Origin of the sequence: Mesorhizobium sp. M0678, from assembly GCF_040320505.1 — a bacterium.
GTDB lineage: Bacteria > Pseudomonadota > Alphaproteobacteria > Rhizobiales > Rhizobiaceae > Mesorhizobium.
This window is the reverse complement of sequence record NZ_JAMYPT010000031.1, coordinates 1-20,987: the sequence shown is the minus strand read 5'-3', so window position 1 is coordinate 20,987 and position 20,987 is coordinate 1. Positions and strand designations below refer to the sequence as shown.

The window sequence follows — 20,987 nt, the reverse complement described above, 5'->3', positions numbered from 1 at the left end:
AGCGGTTGTTACTGTGCGGCCGCCTTCGCCGCTTCCTTGACCTGAAGCTCGGCAAGCATCTGCTCGTCAGTCTTCATGATGCCGAAGTCGAGCAGCATGTCCTCGAGCTCCTCCATGGTGATCGGGGTTGGGATGGTGCCCTGGCCCGAATTGGCATGGATCTTCTCGGCCAGTGCCCGGTATTCCCCGGCCTGCTTGGAGTCCGGCGCATACTGGATGACAGACATCTTCCTAAGTTCGGCGTGCTGGACGATGTTGTCGCGGGGCACGAAGTGGATGAGCTTGGAATTGAGCCTGGAAGCCAGCGCTTCGGCGAGGTCGAGCTCGCGGTCGGTTTGGCGCTCGTTGCAGATCAGGCCGCCGAGCCGCACGCCGCCCGAATGGGCGTATTTCAGGATGCCCTTGGCGATGTTGTTGGCGGCATAGAGCGCCATCATCTCGCCGGACATGACGATATAGATTTCCTGGGCCTTGTTCTCGCGGATCGGCATCGCGAAACCGCCGCACACCACATCCCCGAGCACGTCGTAGGAGACATAGTCGACATCGTCGTAGGCACCGTTCTCCTCGAGGAAGTTGATCGAGGTGATCACGCCGCGGCCGGCGCAGCCGACACCCGGCTCAGGGCCGCCCGACTCCACGCATTTGATGCCTTTGTAGCCGACCTTGAGCACGTCCGCGAGTTCCAGGTCTTCCACCGAACCTTCCTCTGCCGCGAGGTGCAGGACTGTATCCTGCGCCTTCGCGTTCAGGATCAGGCGGGTGGAGTCGGCTTTGGGGTCGCAGCCGACGATGAGGATTCTCTGCCCGAGGTCGACAAGGGCGGCGAGCGTATTTTGGGAGGTGGTGGACTTGCCGATGCCGCCCTTGCCGTAAAAGGCGATCTGACGCAAACCTGACATGTAGCTTTCCTTCCTTCGTTCCATTCATCGCGGCTGCCGCGACATGAATGCCGGTCGGGCAGCTGTCGCCGCCTCGCACCCAAGGATCTCAAGACTCGTGCCAATTTGGCTCGTCGAATCGAAGTATAATTTTGTGGTTGTTTTTCAGGTATTTAGCTTGAAGCCGCAGAAAGGATCGTCGGAACAAGCCGTGTAGCGGACCCGACAATGGCGACACAAAGCGTCGGATCGCGATCCCCAGTCACGCATTCGTTCGAACCGCATCGTTGTGTTGAGGTGGGCGAACAGCATCTCGACCCTCTTGCGTTTTTGCGGGATGCTGCGAACTCTCCTGTTCCGGCGAGCTGACGTGCTTGCTCGCGTGCCCTCATCGACACTGCGCGGAATCTTGCGCCACGCTGGCATACTGCGAGCCACCCCCATCAATTCGGGGCTGCGGGCGATCATCCGCAATATCATCAATCCAAGAGGCTCGGCTCACTTATTGGCGCAGGAGTTCAGTATCGGCGTCACGCCTTCACATGTTCGTCGATCCGCTCGAGCACTTTCGCCGCGACAACGTCGCGCTCAGGCAGATGCCACCAGTGCTCGTTGACGAGTTCGACGGTCTCGACCACTGCCTTCAGGACTGCCGGCTCCGGAAGCCTTGCACGGTTCGCGAATGCTTTCCATCGCGGTGCTGCTAGCGCCTTGAACGAGCGCTCCCCTCCAAGCGAAAGCGCCATGGCGTCGGCGGGAATATATGGCACGGTCGACAGAACGTCGTAGATTGGTGCAAGCACCGGCTTGTCGCCGTTGCCGGGATAAATCAAAGACCAGTTCTTCAGGTGCATGTCGCCATGGCCGGTGATGACCGTCAGCACCAGGCGGCGGACGAATTCGAGAGCCGCCGTAGGCGAGACGGCTACGCCAAGGGCCAAGGCTATGTCGTGATAAGCGGCCCCCTCATTTTTGCGCGAGGGATAGACACCGAAGACCTGAGCGAAATCCTCGATGTGTATCCTCTCGCCATCGGCGCCGCGATCGAAGCGTTTGACGAGAAGGACCTTGCCCTCCGACAGCGTGTTGAATTCTTCGGGAACGCCCTCAAAATCGGACTTCTCGACCAGTTCGCATTCAGGAACCTCCATGCCGATCGCTGCAGCCAGCGCCAGGTTGGCGAATTCGTTCTCGGAAACGCCCGGAAACGCCGCCGAAGGGAACTTGGCGATGTACCGGCCCTGCTCGTCGTCCATCGGCAAGGTAAGGCCACCGCCTTTTCCAGTGTTCTTCATGACCGACAGCTTCATCTGCACGCCGGCAAGTGAGAACCGTGCCTTGGGCTTATCTTTTGAAGCATCCTGCGAAACCGCTATCGCGCCGTCACTGGGCAACGCCCGTACGGCTCCCGGCAGAAGCCCAGCTCCGCTAAAAGATCGAAATCATTGCCTGGCCGGACATTGCCTTCGTGGTGCTTTTCCATCGCCTCGCGCAATTTCTCCTCCGGCAGGAGGTTCGCGAAGAAAGCGGGCAAGGCGCCCGCCAGAGGCTTCGGATCTTTCCGCAATCCTCCCGTCGCTGCCCGGAACGACAGGCTGAAAACCGGAAAGCCGCCCGTCGCGCGGTAGGCCTCATCGAAGTTGAATGCATTGAAATCGCCCGGCGTCCTAACGATTGTGCCGACCTTCAGTGCGTTCAAGAGCACGTCCAGCGACGGGATCGTCTTAGGTGCGCGAAAAACTGGAGCCATGATCGTCATCGTCAGGTTGAGGAACAAAAGCGGGTCGATCGTCATCATCATTCGGACGCAATAGAGCCTGGACAGCCGGCACCATGACTTGCGGAACCATCATCATTTCCAGACCGAGTGCGCGAGCGATATTCATGAGCGTCGTCGCACGCGCCGCTGCGGCTCCCTTTTCGATGTCGCGATAGCGGGGACGGGATATACCCGCCAAATCAGCGACCTGCTCCTGCGTCATGGCAGCGGCCAGCCTCGCCTGCCTGAAAAGCCGACCGATTTCGCGCAGAATTTCCGATTCAGATGCCATCATGATACCTATACGATCTATTCCAATGCGCGATGATACGCAAAGGTATCTCATTGCTCCGGTGAGTGCGATATGAGCCCAAGGAACCGGTGCGACCTGGGAGAGCAACTCGGCGGGAATATCGATGCCCTGGCTACGGACAGCGACGACTGAGTTCACCGCCGACTCGGCGAGAGTGGTGGCGACGGCGAAGCCCAGCCCGGCAGCGCTTTCCATCCTTTCTGACTCAGTAAGACTAGGCGCGCGCCGCCACGTGCGGGCGACACCGGCATCAACCGACGGGCAGATGCGCCGAGGGCAACAAGCGCGCCTGACGCAACGCCGCCAGATCAGCCGAGCCGGTGCAGAAGCAGGCGACGGCCAACTGGCGGATGACGATATCGAAATGCGCGACAACCGCCTCGGTGGATACCGTAGCCGCGCGCAGCACGCCGGCCGCCTGCCCGGCGATGTCCGCGCCCAGGCGGATGGCCTTGGCCACGTCGACGCCGTCGCGGATCCCGCCCGACGCGATCAGCTTCACCCTTGGCAGCGCCCGACGTACCGCCTGCACGCTGGCCGGGGTCGGAATCCCCCAATCGGCGAACGCCATCGCCACTGCACGGTCGGCGGCATCGCGGGCGCGCTCGCCCTCCACCGCGGCCCAACTGGTGCCGCCGGCGCCGGCGACATCGATCACCGCCACGCCCGCCTCGACGAGCGCACAGGCCACCGAGGCCGACAGGCCCGACCCCACTTCCTTGGCCACGATCGGCACGCCCACGCTGCGGGCGGCGCGAGCGATCTGCGCCAGGACGCCGCGCCAGTCGCGGTCGCCCTCCAGCTGTACCGCTTCCTGCAGCGGATTGAGATGGACGATGAGTCCATCGGCCTCCAGCGCATCCACCGCCCGGCGCGCCAGGTCCAGGCCGTCGGCCTCGCGCAGTTGCGCGGCGCCGATATTGGCCAGCAAGGGAATGTCTGGGGCCAGGCGGCGCAGCGCGCGCGTCAGCCCCTGGGAGTTGCGGGATTGAAGGCTCACGCGCTGCGAACCGACGCACATGGCGATCCCCAAGGCTTGCGCTGCCTCGCTCAGATGCCGGTTGATGGCCTCGGCGCGTGGCATGCCGCCGGTCATCGAGCTGATCAGCAGCGGCGCGCGCATGGTCTTGCCCAGCAGCGAGGCGCGCAGGTCGATCTGCGTCAGGTCCAACTCGGGCAATGCGCAGTGTTCGAAACGGATGTACTCCCAGCCGGCGGCGGCCTTGGCCGGCGCCGTTCGCCGATCCAGCACGATGTCCAGGTGGTCGTCCTTGCGCCGGCTCAGGTTGGTGTCGCTCATGCTCGCTCCATCCGTCGCATCGGGCGACGGCGTTGCGTCGGATCGACCGACGGCAGCGCGCGCACGCCGCCGCCTCCCGCGCGTTCAGGCCGGCGCACACTGGCCTCCCCCCGCAGCGTCGCTGCGGTAGCGGCTGGTTGAGGTCTGGTAGTACTGCGCGCGGATGGCCGCCATTGCCTCGATCAACGGTCCCCACGGCGCGGGAAACCGTTCTTCCGCCATCACCCGGTGCAGCATGCGCGTATGGCCGGCCAGCTCGTCGTTGAGGAACTCCACGACAGGCATAGCCGGATAACGCCGCAGCAGCAGGATCGCCGCGTTCCCGGCCTCGCCGGCCGACCTGTCCTTTTCGCGTCCATGCAGATCGTTCTGCAAGCGCCCTATCGCGGAGATGAGCCGCAGGACCTGGCGAAACGCCGGACGCGCGCGCAAGGTCGCCATGTCCAGCCCCCACAGCAACGACAGGCAACAGAACACGTTCGTGTAGGCGATCGAATCGATGCCGTTGTGCAGGTACTCGGCGTAGGACCAGCGTTCCGCCCCTGCCGCCTGCGCGTGTCCGGCGCGCAGCGCCGCGCAGTAGCACCGGGTATCGTCGAGAAGCTGAGCATAGTCGCGACGATCGTAGGCGAGCGCGGCCAGCGAAGCGCGCAGCACAGCGCAGCCCTCGAATCCGGGGAGCGCGCACGGCACGCCCTGCCCCAGCGCCTGCTCCACCGCGGCGAGCTGCTCCGGCGCGATCAGGCCAAGGTCGTTGCAATCGTCCAGCCAGAACAGCAGCGCCAGTTCGCGATAGAAGGCCACGATCAGCGTTTCGTCCTGCGGATCGCGGCCGGTTCGGGCCCTGGTGTCGCGCAGGCTCGGGTGGATGCGCTGCAGGATGTACTGGCCGCCCCTGACCGCTTCCACGGCATGCTCGTCGGCGAACCCGGTCAGGGAACGCCCCCACTCCATCACCTGCTGCAGCGCGCGTTCGGTCTGGATCATGGCGCCGCTCCTGCTCCCTCGGCCGAGACGCGCCGCCCCCAATGAAGCGCCAGCCACAACCCGGCGAGTTCGGCCACGCGCACCACCCGGGTGGGGCAATACAGTTCCTTGCCGATCCACAGCGGCGTCTGCGGCAATGCATGCGCCGCGTGGCGGGCGAGCATCCACTTCAGCGCACGCCCCACCGCCTGCGCGATGCGCCGGCGCCCTGTCGGCTCTTCGCTCCCGTCCATCACGTGCAACGCGAACAGCGCATAGGCGGTTTCCTCGAATGTGGACGCGCGACCGGCGCCCCAGCCGCCGTCGTCGCGCTGCGCCTGCATGAGCGCCGCCAGCGCGCGCTGGTCGCGCCATTGGGGCTTGCCTTGCGCCAGCGCAGCGACCGCATGCGCGGTGGGATACAGCCACGAAACGTGCCATTTTTCGTTGTCCCATAGACCGTGGGGGTTTCGATTGGCCTCGACGTAGGCGCTGGTGCCGGCGGCGGGCTTTCCCAACAGTCGCAACGCATGCAGGGCATGGATGTTGGTCGACACCGAGGCATTGCGCTCGCCGGGGAAGGTGACGAACAGCTCGCCGATTTCGAAATGGTGCAACGCATCGACCGCCGGGTCGCGGCCTGCAAGGCGCAGGACGCACAACGCAACGGCGGTGTCGTCCGCATCGGCCGCGAAGTGCAAGGCCGGGCCCAGACCGCGCACGCCCAGGCGCGCGTCGAGCTGCGCGACGATCACTTGCACCGCCTCGGCGAGCGCGGGGTGCGCGAACAGCCCGGCCAGATGCAGGGTGTACAGCGACCAGCATGGCTCGAACACATTGATCGGCCAGACGTTGGGAACGACACCTTCGATGCCGCTGCGCGTCGCCCGCGATGCCGCCTGCAGATACGCGTCGGCGCGCCCGACCTGCGGCGTGCTCCCCTGTGTCACGGCGTGCGCACGCCACGCGGCGGTGGCCGCCGGACTGATGCCGATGCTGCCGTCGTCATCCGGGCATGCGGTGGTCGGCAACGTCCCCCAGGCTTCCCAGGAGTGCAGCAACGGATGGCCGCTCGGCAACGTCGCCACCGCCCCCAGCTTGACCAGGCACGCTTGCCGCAACGGCAACAGCGCCGGGTGACGCGGAAACGCCACGCCGCCCAGCAAGGATGCGGCCTCGCCGCACAACTGCGGCAGGATCAGCTCCGCGCCGATCGGCGCATCTTCCGGCACCGCATGCGCGTAGGGATCTGGCTGGCGCTCGAGGAACCGGGTTGCAGCCTGGACAGCGTCGGCAGCGCCGGGAAGAAGATCGGCACGCTGCAATGCCAGTAACGCCGCCCACGTGGGCGCATGGCGGAACAGCGGGAAGTCCGCGCTTCCCCATCCGCCATCGGCCTGTTGCTGCGCGATGAGCCACTCGTATGCGTCCTGCCGACCGGTGACGTTGCCGTGGAACTGCAGAGCTCGCGCCGTGTCGTAGACGGACGGACCGACGCTGCCGCCGTCGCTCATCTCGCTCAGCAGGTGGCGCAATTCGGAAAGGATCTGTTCGGACAGCGCGTTCACGCGGGATGTTCCTTCTGCAGAGGGCTAACGAGAACCAGGTCGGGCAGACGCCGCGCACGTCCCCGTCGGTTCGGACACAGTGCAGCATGCACCGCCCGCCGGCCGATCGCAGCAGACGGGGGCGAGTCCATGCGGACGGACGCGCTCATGCGTATGGCGCGGACAGATACACGTTGGCCCGCTGCAGCATCTGCGCCAACCGTTCCGCACGCGGCCCCAGCGGGACGATGGCCTCCCCGGCGTCGCGCAACAAATCCAGCGCGAACTGGCGCGCTGCCTGCAGCCCCATGATGGACGCGCAGGTCGGCTTCTGCGCCGCCGCGTCCTTACCGGGGGTCTTGCCCAGCGTCGCGGTATCCGCTGTCGCGTCGAGAATGTCGTCAACCACCTGCAACGCCAGGCCGAAACAGGCGGTGTAGCGATCGAGCGCACAGTACAGCGCAGCGTGCGCGGCATCCTCCGCGATGGCGCATAGCGCGCCCATGCGAACGGACGCGCGCACTAGCGCTCCGCTCTTCATCCGGTGCATCGCCACGATCCTGTCCAGCTCGGCGTGCTTTCCGACCAGCGACAGATCCATCGCCTGCCCGCCTGCGGCACCCTCGGCGGACACGGCCTGCGCCAGTTCGCGCACGAGCGCGATACGGTTGTCGCCCGGCGCATCGAGGCTCGCCAGGGTCAGGAAGGCGTGTGCCTGCAGCGCATCGCCGACCAGGATCGCAGTGGCTTCGCCGAACTTGACGTGCACGGTCGGAAGGCCGCGGCGAAGCACGTCGTCGTCCATCGCGGGCAGGTCGTCGTGGACCAGGGTACAGGCGTGCATCATCTCGATGGCGGCGCCGACGTCGTCTAGCATGTGCGCCGGCGTGTCGGCCAGTGCGCCGGCAGCCAGACAGAGCAAGGCGCGGGTGCGCTTCCCGCCATGCAAGGTGGCGTAGCGCATCGCCGCCATCAGCTCTGTCTCACCGTCGTCTTCGGCGCAGAGAAGACGCGCCAGCGCCTGTTCGACCCGCTTTGCGCCGTCCTGCATCCAGATCTCCGGCAGCAGCCTGCCGGATGCGCCGCGCGCCTGCGCGCCCAATCCGCGGAGCGCGGAAACGCCAGTTCGGTCGTCGTGTAGCGTGGAACCGGTCTGCATGTTTTTCATGTCCTTGTACCTGACACGAGATGGCCACAGCGAGCGCCAAGCCGCAGCGGTGTTGCCGGCGTCGCACCGAGCGCGTGCGCTGAGTGCAGCAATGCCGCGCCTCGCCGGCGCCGCTGCCTCGCCACACGGGGCATGCGATGCCAGCTCATGAGAAGCCTATGCGGATTGCCATGGACGGATGTGCGGTCGGGTAATACCGCCGGCCTTTTTCGACGCCGCTCAGCAACCGCGGCCGCACCCCGGCCTGGTGCATGGTCAGCGCCAAGGCGATGCAGAACTGCACCATTTCCAGCCATACGAGGTGATAGCCGATGCAGACGTGTGGGCCGGTACCGAACTGCAGCATGTCCACCGGCCGGATCGGCTCCGTGCGTTGCAGCCACCGCGCCAGGCGGAACTGATCAGGCGCCTCGTGCAGCAGCGCCGAGGTCGAGAAATGCAGCAGCGGGATGCACAGATGGGTGCCCGCGGGAATGCGCCGTTGGCCGAGTTGCAATTCCTGCAGCGCGCGACGAGGCAGGAGCGTGGTCGCCGGATGCAGGCGCAGCGTCTCGCGGAACAGCGCCTCGGCGACCGGACACTGCGCCAGGTCCGCGTGCCGGGTCGGCACCGCGCCCACGCGTTGCGCCTCCTCGACCAGGGCGTCCCACAGCACAGGCTGCCGCGCCAGCTCGATCACCATCCAGGCCATCGTCGAGGCAGTGGTGTCGTGACCGGCAAGCAGCAGCAAGCGGATATTGGCGACCAGGACGTCATCGGAGAGCCCATCGTCGCTGCGGTCGAAGACGCTCACCATGTCGTTGATCAACCCGGTGCGCGCAGCATGCGCGCGCGCGTCGCGGACGAACTGGCGCAACTGCGCGTCGATCCAGTCGCGGGCGGCGCGGCCGCGCCGCAACGGCAGTCCGGGCAGGTCGACCGGGGGCGCGACGATCAACTGCAGCAGTTGCCGGTACTTGCGATGCCATCCCGGCAGGTCCTGCGCGGGGATTCCCATGAGGCTGAAGATGAGCTTGAGCATCAGGTCGCCGGTTTCGCGCAGGATGGTTGCCTCGCCGCGGTCGCGCCAGGCCTGCACCCGCGCCCGGATGACGGGCGCGAACAGGTCGCCGATGCCGGCTTGGGTCAGCCCCTTGGGCAGGAACGCCGCCTTGATCGCATCGCGCGCCTGCCGGTGCGCGCCGCCGTCCTGGGCAACCAACGTTCCGCCAAGCAATTCGGGCGCGATCTCTTCGATCAGCGCCGAGGACACGTCCTTGTGCCGGAGCAGTGCGAACGCATCCGGATGCACGCAGGTCATCAGGTGTCCGGCAGGGCCGAAATCCAGCCAGAAGTGGCTGCCCAGCGTCCGTTCTGCGCGCTGCAGCAGGCGCGGCAGGTCGCAGACAATGGCGGGGAGATGCCCGACCAGGGGGAAAGCGCCAGGCATGACCGGGATGTCGCATCGCAGCCGGTGCCGACGGTTGAGCGGGTTGAGCAGCATGTCCATCAGCAGCGCGCCGCCGCCGCCGATTCGGTGTCGCCGGCAGGGCGCGCGGCGCAGCTGTTGCCACCGTCGGCGTATGTCGGCACATGCGCCAGCATGCCGCCATCGATGCACACGACCTGGCCGGTGATGAACGCAGCATCGTCGGAGAGCAGGAACGCCACGAGCGCGGCCACGTCCTCGGGGCGGCCGACGCGCTGCAGGAGCTGGTGACGGCGCAGATGCCGTTGCATGCACTCGTCCAGCTTGGCGAGGAGACGCTCGGTCATGACGAGACCCGGCGCAACGGCGTTGCAGCGGATCTGCGCATGACCGTATTGGGTGGCGAGCGAAGCCGAGAGCATGTTCATCGCCGCCTTCGACGCGGCGTAGGACGTCTGCGCGGTGTCACCGCTGAGTCCCTGGCACGACGACATGTTGACGATCGCGCCACCGCCGCGGGCGATCATCCGTGGGATGGCCTGCCGGCAGCAGAGCAGGGTGCCGCGCAGATTGGTCGCCATGGTCTGATCCCAGACCGTTAGGTCCAGGTCGAGGATCGCGCGGTCGCGCGGGGTCAGATGCATGGCGCTCGCATTGTTCACCAGCAGGTCGACCCCCCCGAAGTGCCGCTCCGCCGTCTCGAACAGCGCTGCCACCGCCTGCTCATCGGCGATATCCATGCCTATGGGCAGCGCGTGGCCTGCTTCGGCCGCGATCTGCGCGGTGCAGGCGATGGCCGCCGAGCCATCGATGTCGGCCACCACCACTCTGCCGCCCCCGCGCGCGATGGCGAGAGCGCATGCCTTGCCGATGCCCGCGCCAGCGCCGGTCACCACGGCCACCTTGCCTTCAAACCGTCCCATCGTGTCTCCTGAATTGTATTGGTCTTTCGCAGCATGCCGCTCGGCCTCCGCCGGAGAAGGCGCAGGGTCGGCGCTGGCGCGCTCGTCATGGCCAGCGTCGCTTTCGATGACCCGAATGGCGGCGACCGGGCACTGGTTGGCCGCAAGCCGCACGGCGGCGTGCAGCGCCTGCGGGACCGTCGCCACGCACACTTCGGCCACGCCGTCCGGTTCGCGCTGGCGAAAGGTGCCCGGCAGCGTCAGCACGCACTGCCCGGTAGTTCCGCACAGATCCTGATCGACCAGGACGCGCATCTCAGCCCCCCTGCCCATGCAGCCGCACCGGCAGCGCGCGGAACGTCCTAAGGAACGCGGAGGGCTCCCGGGTCGGCTGCTCGGCCAATGCCAGCGTGGGGAAGCGCGCCTGGATCCGCGGCAGGCTCTCGGCCAACTGCACTCGGGCCAGTTGCGCACCCAGGCAGAAGTGGATGCCGTGGCCGAAGGTCAGCATGATCTTCCCGTCGATCGACATGCCAGGACTGGTGCCGTAGAACCGCACGGGATCGAAGCGGTCGGGATCGGCGAAGGCGTCCGGGTCGCGATTGCCGGCCGCGATCAGCACGCGCACGTCCGCGTTCTTCGGGATCACCACGCCGCCCAGTTCGATGTCGCGCTGGGCGATACGCGGAATGGAGCTGAACATGGCGGGCGCGTCGTAGCGCAGGGCTTCTTCGACGAATGCCTTCACCCCCACGGCATCTCCCTTCAGCCAGTGCCGCTGTTCGGGATACGCCAGCATCGCCAGGACCGCATGGCCGATGGCCGCGGCAGTGGTGGCGAAGCCGCCCAGCAGCATGCCCCAGAGCATGCTGATCAATTCCGCATCCGACAGCATGTCGGCATCGTCGTCGTGTGCGCCGACCAGCATTGACACGATGTCGTGGCGGGGATCGGTGCGCTTGCGCTGTATGAGGTCGCCGAAGTAGGCCTGCACCCTGGCGCTGGCCGCGTCGGCCGCGGCGAGCTGGGGATCGCTGGCGTGCGGGCTCAGGCCTTCCAGAATGGCGCTGATGCCGGCGACGAGCCCGAACGTGTCGTCCTGGGGCATGCCGAACAGTTCGCCGAAAACCAGCATGGGCAAGGCCAGCGCGAATTCCTGATGCAGGTCCACCGCCTCCCCGCGCTCCAGCGCGGGCGCCATGCCGTCCAGGCGCGCTGCGACAATGCGAGCGATGGTCGGCCTCAGGTTGTCGATCTGGCCGATGGTGAAATCGCGCGAGATCAGCCGGCGCAGACGCGTATGCGTCGGTGATTCCTTCATCGCTAGCGTGGAGGCCAGCAGCTTGAGTGACAGGCTGGTCGCCGCACGCGGGAAATAGCGCGCCAGTTCGCCCGGCGCCGGTCCTCGAAAAGCATCGCCCGTGGCCTTGAGCGCCCAGTAGATGTCGGCGTGGCGGCTCAACAGAAAGAGGCCCGACGCCGCGCGATGCACCGGATCGTGCTCGCGCAACCACCGCATGAATGGATACGGATCGTGGATGCACGCTGGCGACGCCAGTTCGGCGAAGGCGTCCCGGCATGCTGCCGTGGTTTCTTGCACGTCCATCTTGGTTACCTGTTGGCTGGCTGATCTGACCGGCGCGCGCCAGGCGCGCCGGCAAATTGCGGAGAAGATCGCGATTCCCGGCGGCGTCCGCGCATCACCAGAGCACCGGGAACTCCTCGAACCCGCCAGTGATGATCTCCTTGCGCAACTTCAGTTCTTCGGGCGCCACGGCCAGGCGCAGCGCGGGAAAGCGCTGGAAGATCGAACCGAACACCACCTTGAGTTCCAGCCTGGCCAGCGCCGCGCCGATGCAGTAGTGCGGCCCGTAGGAGAACGCCAGGTGCGGGTTTTCGTCGCGTCCGATGTCGAAGATTTCCGGGTCGTCGAAATGGCGCGCATCGAACGACGTCGCCGGCAGGCCGACAAGCACCTTGCTCTCCGCAGGAATTTCCACGCCCGCGATGGTCACGTCGGTACTCGGATAGCGCATGATGCCGTCCCAGCCCGCGCCCGGCGGGTACATGCGCAGGATTTCCTCCACCGCCTTGTCCACCAGGCATGGATCGCCGACCAGGCGTTCGCGCTGTTGCGGATGGCGGAACATGGCCAGCAGGCCGAATTCGATCTGCGCGACGGTGCTCTCGTGCCCCGCCACCAGCATGCCCGTCGCCAGGCCGATCGCCTCTTCCTCGGTCGCCTTGCCCTGGTCGACCGCCGCGAGCAGATCCGTCAGCAGGTTGTCGCCAGGATCCTGGCGCTTGTCCCGCATCTTGCCGCGAATGTAGGCGCGCAGTTCTTCCCAGGCCAAGCGCGACGCGCTGCGCGGGCCGCTTTCATGCTGGTGCGTCATCACCTCGTCGGACAGCCCGGCGAAAAAGGCGTGATCCTCGTAGAGCACGCCCATCAGCGCGCTGATGACCATGGCCGGAAGTGGAAAGGAGAGGTGGCGCCGCAGGTCGGCGGGCTGGGGCTGGGCCGCCAGTGTCTCGAACAACTGCGCGGCGATCACCTCGACCTGCTGCGCGAGCAGCTTCACCCTGCGGTTGCTGAAGGCCGGCGCCACGATCGTGCGTAACCGGGCATGCTCGCCCCCCTCGTGCGAGACCAACCACCCCGGCGATCCGAGAATCACCGAATCCGGGGTGAATGTCGCCGGCGGCATTCCCGAGGGCCGGAACGCCGCGTCGGACAGCACCGCCTTGGCTTCATCGTAGCCTGTCACCCACCAGCCTTCGTGCCCGGACGGGAAGCGCACGCGGTGGATCGGACCGTTGGCGCGTTGCGCCAACATCTCGGGCGAGGGCTCGATGTGATCGACGCGCCACATCGGCAGCGTCGGCAAGGGTTGTTCGGACATGGTGGCACTTGATCTCTAAGCGATGGAAGGGCGGGAGGTGACCGGCAGGCGCTGCGGGCAGCGAATGGCTTAGGAAGGCATGTAGACGACGTCCTCCGCAGCGTAGCCCGATTCGATTATCAAGGTCGGCCAACGTGTAACTGCCTAGGCATACCGCGCGGCGAGATGCAGAACGTTATCCTGCGCCTTCGAGTTCAGGATAAGGCGAGTGTGGCGGGCCTTTGAGTCGCAGCCGGCCATCAAGATTTCCTGCGCAAGGGTCGACAAGGGCGGCGAGCCTGTTTGGTAGGGGGCGGTTTCGCCGAGGCCCCTTCCCATAGAAGGCTATCTGATGCGGATTTGACATTTTGCTTTTCTCTCTTCGTTCCATCGATCGCGGTGCCATCCACGAAATGAAGGTCGGTCGGCGGCTCCCGGCCCGCAACGAAGGAGCTTCAAAACTCGTGCCAATTTGGCCGCCCCAGCAGAAGAAAAAAATTGTGATTGCTTTTCATTGGGTTAGCCTGAGGCCAGACAAGAGCTCGGCGAAATAGGCCGGTGCCGCGGGCCAACAAAGGCGACAGAACAGTGTCGGATAGTACGCCTCGGCGACCTTTCGGTCGGGCTTGCGACATTCTGGTCCAGTTTCGAACATAAGAGGGTGGCAAACAGACACGATTGGGGAATTCGATCCTCACGGAGTCAGGCGCTTGCCGAAGCGCGCGCTCATGGTTGCTGCGACAGGCGCATGTTCGCGAAAGCCGAGCCTGCGCACGCAAGAACACGTTTGCGGCAGACGCTACGAAATCGCTGCAGTGCCCGCCGGTGTGAGGTAGGGCATCGGCTCGGCTTTCGGTTCGTCTTGGTCCAGCCGGTGCGGAAGCGCCGCATATCCGCACCATACAGCACCCTTGTCGAGCGTGCTGACGAGGCGGTTATAGGGCGCGCCCGGTCTTGAAGACACGGTCCTCCCAGGAAAAAGGATCGCTCCAAAAGCATCTCTATTTGAAATGGCACGCCGCTTGCTGCTCCTGGTCAGAGCCCATCAAAACACGATGAAAGCGACTTGCGCCATGCCCGACACGCGAAGCTCTAGACCGTGGCCTGAGGAGACGGTGCCTGTTCCCGCTGAACATCGGTACATCATCTCCTCCGGAGGTCCCTCCTCGGCAGCCGCTTTGCGCACGGCTGGTCCGATGGCGGCACGCCAACACATGGCGCTCGCGCAATTGCCGTCTACCGGTTCTGATCAGCATGTGAGTGCCCAACAGCCCCATCAAAGAGCCACCGAAGCCAAGGTCGTGTCACTGGCAAACTTCGACAATACGCCGAACCAGCTCAGTAACGCGGGTCTCTTGCGTGAAGTCACATTTGAGGCCTCCACACGCGTTCGATATTGGCTACTTCGGGCCCGCTATCACTTTGTCCCGGGCACGAGCGCGAGCGATGGATGCCGCTTCCGGCGCCATAGCCGTGGAAAGATTGCCCCAGCGGCTCGACAGCCTCCACTTGCTCAGATCGATGGCGTTCGGGTGACGAAGACCAGCAGCCAAGACGTTCCCCTACATCGGGATGGAAAAAGGAGGGTGCGAGCCGCGAGGGCCTCATTTCATGCCCGGCATACGAGCCTTTGCTCGGTATTGCGCCAGCCTCTGCCAGAATCCGGCGCGCCAGTTTTTTCCTGAGGAGCAAGTTGATGACCGTTCAAAAGAAGGTTCCCTTCGTCACCTTTCTCACGCGTGTTCGCGATGAGTCAGTCCAGGGCCCAAATCCATATCGCTGGGAAGAAAAGACATCTGACGACTACTTTGCCGGCAAGCGCGTCATCCTGTTCTCGCTGCCTGGCGCCTTCACTCCGACCTGCTCGACCTACCAACTGCCCAATTTCGAAGAGCTCTATGATGAGTTTGAGAAGGAGGGAATTGACGCGATTTACTGCGTCTCCGTCAACGATGCCTTCGTCATGAATGCGTGGGGGAAGTCCTTGGGCCTGCAGAAGGTCGAGCTCATCCCCGATGGCTCAGGCGAGTTCACACGCAAGATGGGCATGCTGGTCGCAAAGGACAATCTCGGCTTCGGGATGCGCTCCTGGCGCTACGCCGCCCTGATCAACAATGGCGTGGTGGAGCAGTGGTTCGAGGAGGAAGGTTTCTCCGACAACTGCGAGGCCGACCCCTATGGCGTCTCATCTCCGCAAAACGTTCTCGAAACGCTGAAAGCCGCCGCATGACCTAGAAAACGTCTCACTGGTGCCATTGCCCGCCCCAAGAGGCTCCCTCGACAGGATTATCGCGCTCACCATGCAATCCTCAGCAAGCCTGCTTCAGCGCCAGAAGCAATCCATGGTCGCATCGCCTCAACTCATTGAGTCGATTCGCTTGCTGCAACTGGCGCATACTGAACTGCATCAGTTCGTGGAGCGGGAAATCGAGAAGAACCCGCTCTTGGAATCTGCGTCAAACGATGGCGGGCCTTTTGGCGATGTTTCGATTTCGGGAGCGGATCAGCGTGTCGGCCCACGCGCAAACGCCGTTGACGGACCGACCGGGGCCGGCTCGCCTGAACGGCTCGGGCAATGGAAATCACTTCGCAACACGACCAACAACCCGCCGGGTAATGGCCCTTCCCTCGACGAGTTTGCCAGCCTCGCCGAGACATTGCACGACCATGTCGCTCGTCAGATCGCCCTCACTGCGTTCACACCACAGGAGCGGCTGATCGCTGGCCAGCTTGCCGCCGATCTGGAAGACACTGGCTATCTTCGGGCAAACCTTTTGGAGCTGGCCGAGAGCCTGAATGTCCGGGAGGCTGATGTGGAACGGGTTCTCGGAACCTTGCAGCACTTTGATCCACCGGGAATTTTTGCCCGAACTCTCGGAGAATGCCTTGAAATCCAGTTGCGCCAGCGAGACCGGTTCGACCCGGCAATGGCAGCTTTGGTTGCCAATCTTGAAATGCTTGCGCGACGCGATTTTCAGGCACTGAAGCAGCATTGCGGCGTCGATGAAGACGACCTTCTCGACATGATGCATGAGATTCGGGCGCTCGATCCCAAGCCTGGAAACCGATTCCAATCCGGTGCGTCTGAATCGATCATACCCGACATCTGGGTCACGCCCTCGCCGGAAGGCGGGTGGCAGATCGAACTTGATCCGGCCACACTCCCCAAGCTGCTGATCAACCAAACCTACTATGCCGAAGTGTCGCGTCAAACTGTCCAAAATTCGAAAGATCAAGCATTTCTCAACGAATGCTTGCAAAACGCGAACTGGCTAATCCGCAGCCTCGATCAGCGCGCCAAGACGATTGTTAAGGTTGCGGCTGAAATCGTGCGCCAGCAGGATGCCTTTTTGGAACATGGCGTCGCCCACCTGCGGCCTCTCAATCTCAGAACCGTCGCTGACGCGATCGGCGTGCACGAGTCGACGGTAAGCCGGGTGACCTCGAACAAGTACATGCTTACCCCGCGCGGAGTCTTCGAACTCAAGTATTTTTTCACCGTCGCGATCGCGTCCTGCCAAGGCGGCGATGCGCACTCCGCCGAAGCTGTCCGCCATCGGATCAAAGCGATAATTGCCGCAGAATCTCCCGGCGACGTGCTTTCCGACGATGACATCGCTGTCCGGCTGAAGGAAACCGGCATCGATGTTGCGCGCCGCACCGTCACAAAATATCGCGAAGCAATGAACATCCCCTCCTCCGTGCAACGCCGCCGCGAAATGCGCTTGTGTCTTTAATGTGGGTCAAGGCAGCCAACCTCATGTTGCAGTGCATCCAAAGTGGAGACTTCGTTCATGACCCGATCCGCGGCAGGCGTCATGGACGCTGTTCTGCACGACCCAGAAAAGCCCGACCAACCGTCTGGTCCCGCATGGGGTGCGGTCATTTCGCTTTCCTTGGGCACCTTCGGGTTGGTGACGGCAGAGTTTCTGCCTGTCAGCCTGCTCACGCCCCTCGCGCATGATCTCGGTGTCACCGAGGGTGCGGCTGGACAGGCGATGACGGCGACCGCTATCGTCGGGGCGATCTCGGCGCCGACGGTGGCCATCATCACAAAGCGCCTGGACCGCAGGATCGTCATGTGGGCGATGACGCTGCTGCTGATCCTATCGGACGTTCTGGCGGCCGGCGCGTGGTCGCTGGCGGTTCTCCTGACTGCACGCGTCGTGCTCGGCATAGCGCTCGGAGGCTTCTGGTCGATGTCGGCATCACTGGCGATGCGGCTCGTTCCAAGCCACCTCCTGCCGCGCGCGATGTCGATCATCCTCACCGGCGTTTCCGTCGCTACCGTTTGCGCAGCTCCAATCGGCGCTTATGTCGGCGATATTTGGGGATGGCGAAGCGCCTTCATGCTCGCCGCAGCCTTCGGCGCCGCTACACTGCTGGTGCAACTCATAACCATTCCGAGGCTGCCTCCGGTCGGAGTGGCTAGCTTCCGCAGCCTGCTGGATGTGGCCAAGATTCCGATGGTCAAGGTCGCGCTTTTGGTCGTCCTGCTGGTCGCTTCCGGCCACTTCGCCGGAATCACCTATATCCGCGCCTTCCTCGAGAAGGTTCCCGCGCTGGATGTCGACACGATCTCGCTTGTGTTGCTTGCTTTTGGCATCGGCGGATTCTTCGGCAATTTGGCCGGCGGGCTTCTGGCCGAGTACAGTCTCAAGGCAGCCGCGGCCCTTGCCCCGCTGCTCATAGCGATAGCCGCTGTTTCGCTGCTGACGGCGGGAGCATCGGCCTCGGGCTCGGCGATTGCGGTTGCCGCGTGGGGCTTTGCCTTCGGCGCGGTGCCAGTGGGATTGCAGACGTGGATGGTGCGGCGCGCCGTTCCCGAGCAGGCCGAAAGCGCCGGTGTGCTGATGGTCGTAGCGTTCCAAGTGGCAATCGCAGCCGGCGCGATTTTCGGCGGACTATTGGTGGACAATGCCGGGATTGCCAGTGCCATTGCCTACAGTGCTGTTGCCACGTTCCTCGCCGCCCTGACAGTGTTCCTGCTCGGCCCGAAGCGCGAAACCTAGACCGCCTGACAAAAGAGGCCTCAGCAGCGCAGCGGGACGAGAGATGCAATGGCATGCACGGCGCGGCGCGATCCTCCGCATGATGACTTTGGCGGTTACAGGCTTCGTTTCGCCGAGCGTATAGGCCGACTGGATCGCCGCCGCGGCAGCCTGTTCCGTGTCGGCTCCGATCTCGCATGGACCAGCGTCAGCGCCTCGCCGGCTTCACCTCCGGGCCATGGCGACCTTCGCCGCCAGACAGGCGAACCTCACCGGCACCGATTTCCATCTGGCGACGATGAGCGCTGCCAGCGCGATGGAACCCTTGCTGGCGGTCATATCCTTCACGAAGCCGGCATTCTGGGCGAGCGACAGCTACGCGCCGGCCATGCCCGTCAGAACGCCGGTGAAGATGCCGCACGACAGCGCAGCCAAATCACCGAAATACCAAGTAATCAACGGCGGCCGGATTTTCGCCGACCGCGCGAAGCCCTAGGCCGAAGCGGGTGCTAAACAGCACCAACCAGGTAGATGGCACCATCAGGGACGCAACGTAGACCAGCAGCGAATGGTCGGATAGACCGGCCCGAGCACCGGCACGCTGCGTACCGCTTCGGCGCTGGGCACAACGATCGAATCGCGAGTCTTCAGAGAGCGCCGGCGCGCGCCCTGCCGGAACCAGGCCTGGACGAGAATGATGGTGGAGCGCGGCAGCGATGAAACTGATGACGCCGAAGACGATCTGGTCGCCGCGATGGGTGATCGAGGCGAAACCGTGCACCAGCGCGAAAAACACGGCGGTGGCTACGGCGGCGCCCAGGCCGAGCCGAGCCGAGCCTGTAACCGCGGCCGCCGACGCGCCGGCAAAGGTGCCGGCCAGCATCTTGCCCTCGAGCCCGGTGTCGAAGACGCCGGCCCGCTCCGAATAGAGCCCAGCCAGGCAGGCGAGCAGCAACGGCACGGAGAACACCAGTTGCTCGGCGGCGATGGTGCGGGTCGGGTCCTGCTCCGCCATGATGACGGCGACCGCCGAAGCGAGCATAGGCGCAACCGGACAGCAGGCACAGCATTCAAATCCTCGAAGGCGAAAGTTCGACATTCGACAAGAGACATATGGTGCGGCGCGAGCCCTGGCGCTTGTACGAGTGACGAAAGCGGCTCTTAATCCAAGGCCATGCCGTTCTTGATCCGTGTGAGGCGGCTTTCGCCTTCCTCCGGGCCGAAGCAGCTTTCGAAATCATTGCATTCCCGGCAACTGGGCGCGCTGCACAGCGAAAAACCTTCGGCCTCGCAGAGCTTGCGGTAAAAGTACTTCTTCCATTTCATATTTTGGGTGTTGCCGGCCGCCAGCGTCGGAAAATGCGAGGCGAGCAGGCGGCCGAGCTCGGTCCGATTAAAAAGGCCGAGGTCCTGCCAGAGATGGTCATTGCGCATGGCACGCCGGGCGATGATCTTTGCGAAGCGGGCGCTCGCCTTGTCGCCCGGCCGGGCATGCTCCAGCAGCAGCCCACGCAGAAGTTCTTCCTCCAGATCCGGCTCGGGCTCGCTCACCTCTTCCAAGGCAAACGCGTTGATTGGAATAGCAGGGAAACTGCGGGCCAGGACATCGCGCAGCTCGGCGCGCGAAAGGCCGGTTGCCTCCGTCGCCGTCGCCTCGCCGGCCTCGATCTCCTCGAGCGCACTTGAAAGCACACAGGCAAGCACATGCTGGTCGAACCTCCTCTCCAGCTCGATCTGCGGCCATTGGCCAGTGCTGAGCCGGGCATAGTGTTGGGCAAACATGTGCCGTTCTCCTGGTTTGTCCTATCAAGTCATGCAGCGACCGGGCGGCCGCAACATGGGTCGGGCAGTTCTTCGGGCAGAAGCGGGCGCCAGGCTCCGCAGCCAATGCAAAGGTCGGCAATGGTCGAGAACCATGATCATGCGATCGAGCTCGCCGTCGAAATCGTATCCTCGCCGCCGCAGACGCTGAGGATTTCACCGAGCGGGCGCAGCCGATCCAGGTCCTGCCATCGATAGCGGTCAGATATTGCGCATCCGTCTGAAGCCCTCACAAGTGACGAAAGGGGGTGTCATCATGAATTCTCCAACGCAAGCGAGCTATTGCAGCTGCTGAGCGCACGCATGCCAGCGCCATGCTGAAGCTGCATCCTCACTGTGCGACAGCAAGGTGAACGCTGCGCTCCGGCCGGAGGCCATCGGAACAGCGATTAAAGCCGGGGCAAGGCATGTCTGATCGAATGTTCGTCTTCGCCTGTCCGGCGACCGTCTTGATCCGTCCGAACCGCCTCCTCAATGCGCTTGCGGATGCGCTGGCTGACCGCATAGTCGCTGTGCCGCATCGTGCGACCGTCGATCGCCGAACGGCGCCCCGTTGGTGTTCAGCGCCACGTGCGGCGTCACCTTCATCAAGCGTAACTCGTAAAGTCCTGCGCATCGTAGGCCTTGTCGGTGGCACTGGACGTGGCGCCCACCCTGCTGGCGCGACTCCCCATCAGGTCGTCGGGGTTTCGCTGGCGAAAAAACTTCCGCGTGTCTCTGCGCGATTCATCCCGCTTGCGCGTGCCTAGTCAACCAAAAAACTGACCATCTGCAGGATCAGGATCAGCAAAAAAAAGCCAAAGGCAGACGCCAAAACAGCTGCCTGCAGGACGATGCGTTGTTTCTTACCCACAGTTCCCCCGGGAGAGAGTCTGATGATAACCCTCAAAAAGGGCGCCCGGGAACAGGGCGCCCTTCTCATCGACGAAATGCTCGGACTGGAGGTCCGTGATCAAGCAATTCGCCGAAACCTCTACAAGCCTCACCACAATGGTTCGGCCGCAAATTAGGCTCGCAGTTACCGCTCCGAACGCGGCAACGGGCTCTTC

The 20,987-nt window shown here is 64.3% G+C and carries 18 protein-coding genes and 4 pseudogenes; 4 read left to right on the top strand and 18 right to left on the bottom strand.

Annotation, left to right across the window (positions count from 1 at the left end; translation table 11 throughout):
- Positions 1-8: 8 nt before the first annotated feature.
- From nifH (NKI29_RS30255) to NKI29_RS30190, 14 genes and pseudogenes are all read right to left on the bottom strand, one after another.
- Positions 9-902, bottom strand: coding sequence for a nitrogenase iron protein (nifH, locus tag NKI29_RS30255; protein WP_023801970.1), 894 nt, complete (start codon positions 900-902; stop codon positions 9-11).
- Between the two features lie 477 nt (positions 903-1,379).
- Positions 1,380-2,631 (bottom strand): annotated as a pseudogene (locus tag NKI29_RS30250) (type II toxin-antitoxin system HipA family toxin).
- Positions 2,606-2,932 (bottom strand): helix-turn-helix domain-containing protein, encoded by a 327-nt coding sequence (locus NKI29_RS30245; protein WP_352798341.1) that lies wholly within the window; start codon positions 2,930-2,932, stop codon positions 2,606-2,608. Before NKI29_RS30245 ends, NKI29_RS30250 begins: the two are co-directional and overlap by 26 nt.
- 271 nt (positions 2,933-3,203) lie before the next feature.
- Positions 3,204-4,253, bottom strand: coding sequence for a type 2 isopentenyl-diphosphate Delta-isomerase (fni, locus tag NKI29_RS30240; protein ID WP_352798321.1), 1,050 nt, complete (start codon positions 4,251-4,253; stop codon positions 3,204-3,206).
- Positions 4,254-4,337: 84 nt separating this feature from the next.
- Entirely contained in the window at positions 4,338-5,240 is a 903-nt protein-coding gene (locus NKI29_RS30235; protein WP_352798320.1) for a terpene synthase family protein, read from the bottom strand.
- Positions 5,237-6,787, bottom strand: a complete 1,551-nt coding sequence (locus NKI29_RS30230) for a hypothetical protein (RefSeq protein ID WP_352798318.1) — start codon at positions 6,785-6,787, stop codon at positions 5,237-5,239. The genes NKI29_RS30235 and NKI29_RS30230 overlap by 4 nt, the downstream gene beginning before the upstream one ends.
- 145 nt (positions 6,788-6,932) lie before the next feature.
- Positions 6,933-7,925: a polyprenyl synthetase family protein gene (locus tag NKI29_RS30225; protein ID WP_352798339.1), complete on the bottom strand. Its 993-nt coding sequence runs from the start codon at positions 7,923-7,925 to the stop codon at positions 6,933-6,935.
- A 154-nt stretch (positions 7,926-8,079) separates the two neighbouring features.
- A complete protein-coding gene (locus NKI29_RS30220) occupies positions 8,080-9,423 on the bottom strand; it encodes a cytochrome P450 (RefSeq protein ID WP_352798316.1) in 1,344 nt (447 codons plus the stop codon).
- Positions 9,423-10,265 (bottom strand): SDR family oxidoreductase, encoded by an 843-nt coding sequence (locus NKI29_RS30215; protein WP_352798338.1) that lies wholly within the window; start codon positions 10,263-10,265, stop codon positions 9,423-9,425. The genes NKI29_RS30220 and NKI29_RS30215 overlap by 1 nt, the downstream gene beginning before the upstream one ends.
- Positions 10,266-10,433: 168 nt before the next feature.
- Positions 10,434-10,559, bottom strand: a pseudogene (locus NKI29_RS30210) (ferredoxin); the annotation flags it as partial.
- 1 nt (position 10,560) lies between these two features.
- Positions 10,561-11,850, bottom strand: a complete 1,290-nt coding sequence (locus tag NKI29_RS30205) for a cytochrome P450 (RefSeq protein ID WP_352798315.1) — start codon at positions 11,848-11,850, stop codon at positions 10,561-10,563.
- A gap of 94 nt (positions 11,851-11,944) precedes the next feature.
- Positions 11,945-13,147: a cytochrome P450 gene (locus NKI29_RS30200; protein WP_352798313.1), complete on the bottom strand. Its 1,203-nt coding sequence runs from the start codon at positions 13,145-13,147 to the stop codon at positions 11,945-11,947.
- A 153-nt stretch (positions 13,148-13,300) separates the two neighbouring features.
- Positions 13,301-13,493, bottom strand: a pseudogene (gene nifH, locus NKI29_RS30195) (nitrogenase reductase); the annotation flags it as partial.
- A gap of 432 nt (positions 13,494-13,925) precedes the next feature.
- Positions 13,926-14,090, bottom strand: coding sequence for a hypothetical protein (locus tag NKI29_RS30190; protein ID WP_352798312.1), 165 nt, complete (start codon positions 14,088-14,090; stop codon positions 13,926-13,928).
- Positions 14,091-14,822: 732 nt separating this feature from the next.
- On the opposite strand from NKI29_RS30190, the gene NKI29_RS30185 reads away from it, so the two are divergent.
- The 4 genes from NKI29_RS30185 (at position 14,823) to NKI29_RS30170 (ending at position 18,613) form a co-directional block, all read left to right on the top strand.
- Positions 14,823-15,356 carry a peroxiredoxin gene (locus NKI29_RS30185; RefSeq protein ID WP_352466644.1) on the top strand — a complete coding sequence of 178 codons (534 nt, stop codon included), beginning with the start codon at positions 14,823-14,825 and terminating at the stop codon, positions 15,354-15,356.
- A 70-nt stretch (positions 15,357-15,426) separates the two neighbouring features.
- Positions 15,427-16,863 (top strand): RNA polymerase factor sigma-54, encoded by a 1,437-nt coding sequence (gene rpoN, locus NKI29_RS30180; protein WP_352798310.1) that lies wholly within the window; start codon positions 15,427-15,429, stop codon positions 16,861-16,863.
- Positions 16,864-16,920: 57 nt separating this feature from the next.
- Positions 16,921-18,138, top strand: coding sequence for an MFS transporter (locus NKI29_RS30175; RefSeq protein ID WP_352798309.1), 1,218 nt, complete (start codon positions 16,921-16,923; stop codon positions 18,136-18,138).
- A 217-nt stretch (positions 18,139-18,355) separates the two neighbouring features.
- Complete coding sequence (locus tag NKI29_RS30170) at positions 18,356-18,613, top strand: hypothetical protein (protein WP_352798308.1); 258 nt, start codon at positions 18,356-18,358, stop codon at positions 18,611-18,613.
- Here NKI29_RS30170 and NKI29_RS30165 read toward each other — a convergent pair.
- From NKI29_RS30165 to NKI29_RS30150, 4 genes and pseudogenes are all read right to left on the bottom strand, one after another.
- Positions 18,554-19,159 (bottom strand): ABC transporter permease subunit, encoded by a 606-nt coding sequence (locus NKI29_RS30165; RefSeq protein ID WP_352798306.1) that lies wholly within the window; start codon positions 19,157-19,159, stop codon positions 18,554-18,556. The two genes, NKI29_RS30170 and NKI29_RS30165, sit on opposite strands and share 60 nt — an antisense overlap.
- Before the next feature lie 119 nt (positions 19,160-19,278).
- Positions 19,279-19,899 carry a nitrogen fixation protein NifQ gene (locus NKI29_RS30160; RefSeq protein ID WP_352637393.1) on the bottom strand — a complete coding sequence of 207 codons (621 nt, stop codon included), beginning with the start codon at positions 19,897-19,899 and terminating at the stop codon, positions 19,279-19,281.
- Between the two features lie 370 nt (positions 19,900-20,269).
- Positions 20,270-20,603, bottom strand: a pseudogene (locus NKI29_RS30155) (hypothetical protein); the annotation flags it as partial.
- A 180-nt stretch (positions 20,604-20,783) separates the two neighbouring features.
- The coding region (locus NKI29_RS30150; RefSeq protein ID WP_352798304.1) for a hypothetical protein at positions 20,784-20,987 on the bottom strand (204 nt) is incomplete at its 5' end.

Excerpts from the sequence above, each read along its gene's own strand:
- rpoN (WP_352798310.1), top strand. The coding sequence starts at position 15,427 with ATGCAATCCTCAGCAAGCCTGCTTCAGCGCCAGAAGCAATCCATGGTC.
- NKI29_RS30225 (WP_352798339.1), bottom strand. The coding sequence starts at position 7,925 with ATGCAGACCGGTTCCACGCTACACGACGACCGAACTGGCGTTTCCGCG.
- fni (WP_352798321.1), bottom strand. The coding sequence starts at position 4,253 with ATGAGCGACACCAACCTGAGCCGGCGCAAGGACGACCACCTGGACATC.
- NKI29_RS30185 (WP_352466644.1), top strand. The coding sequence starts at position 14,823 with ATGACCGTTCAAAAGAAGGTTCCCTTCGTCACCTTTCTCACGCGTGTT.
- NKI29_RS30220 (WP_352798316.1), bottom strand. The coding sequence starts at position 9,423 with ATGGACATGCTGCTCAACCCGCTCAACCGTCGGCACCGGCTGCGATGC.
- NKI29_RS30245 (WP_352798341.1), bottom strand. The coding sequence starts at position 2,932 with ATGGCATCTGAATCGGAAATTCTGCGCGAAATCGGTCGGCTTTTCAGG.
- NKI29_RS30205 (WP_352798315.1), bottom strand. The coding sequence starts at position 11,850 with ATGGACGTGCAAGAAACCACGGCAGCATGCCGGGACGCCTTCGCCGAA.
- NKI29_RS30160 (WP_352637393.1), bottom strand. The coding sequence starts at position 19,899 with ATGTTTGCCCAACACTATGCCCGGCTCAGCACTGGCCAATGGCCGCAG.
- NKI29_RS30170 (WP_352798308.1), top strand. The coding sequence starts at position 18,356 with ATGGCGACCTTCGCCGCCAGACAGGCGAACCTCACCGGCACCGATTTC.
- NKI29_RS30200 (WP_352798313.1), bottom strand. The coding sequence starts at position 13,147 with ATGTCCGAACAACCCTTGCCGACGCTGCCGATGTGGCGCGTCGATCAC.
- NKI29_RS30175 (WP_352798309.1), top strand. The coding sequence starts at position 16,921 with ATGACCCGATCCGCGGCAGGCGTCATGGACGCTGTTCTGCACGACCCA.
- NKI29_RS30165 (WP_352798306.1), bottom strand. The coding sequence starts at position 19,159 with ATGCTCGCTTCGGCGGTCGCCGTCATCATGGCGGAGCAGGACCCGACC.
- nifH (WP_023801970.1), bottom strand. The coding sequence starts at position 902 with ATGTCAGGTTTGCGTCAGATCGCCTTTTACGGCAAGGGCGGCATCGGC.
- NKI29_RS30215 (WP_352798338.1), bottom strand. The coding sequence starts at position 10,265 with ATGGGACGGTTTGAAGGCAAGGTGGCCGTGGTGACCGGCGCTGGCGCG.
- NKI29_RS30235 (WP_352798320.1), bottom strand. The coding sequence starts at position 5,240 with ATGATCCAGACCGAACGCGCGCTGCAGCAGGTGATGGAGTGGGGGCGT.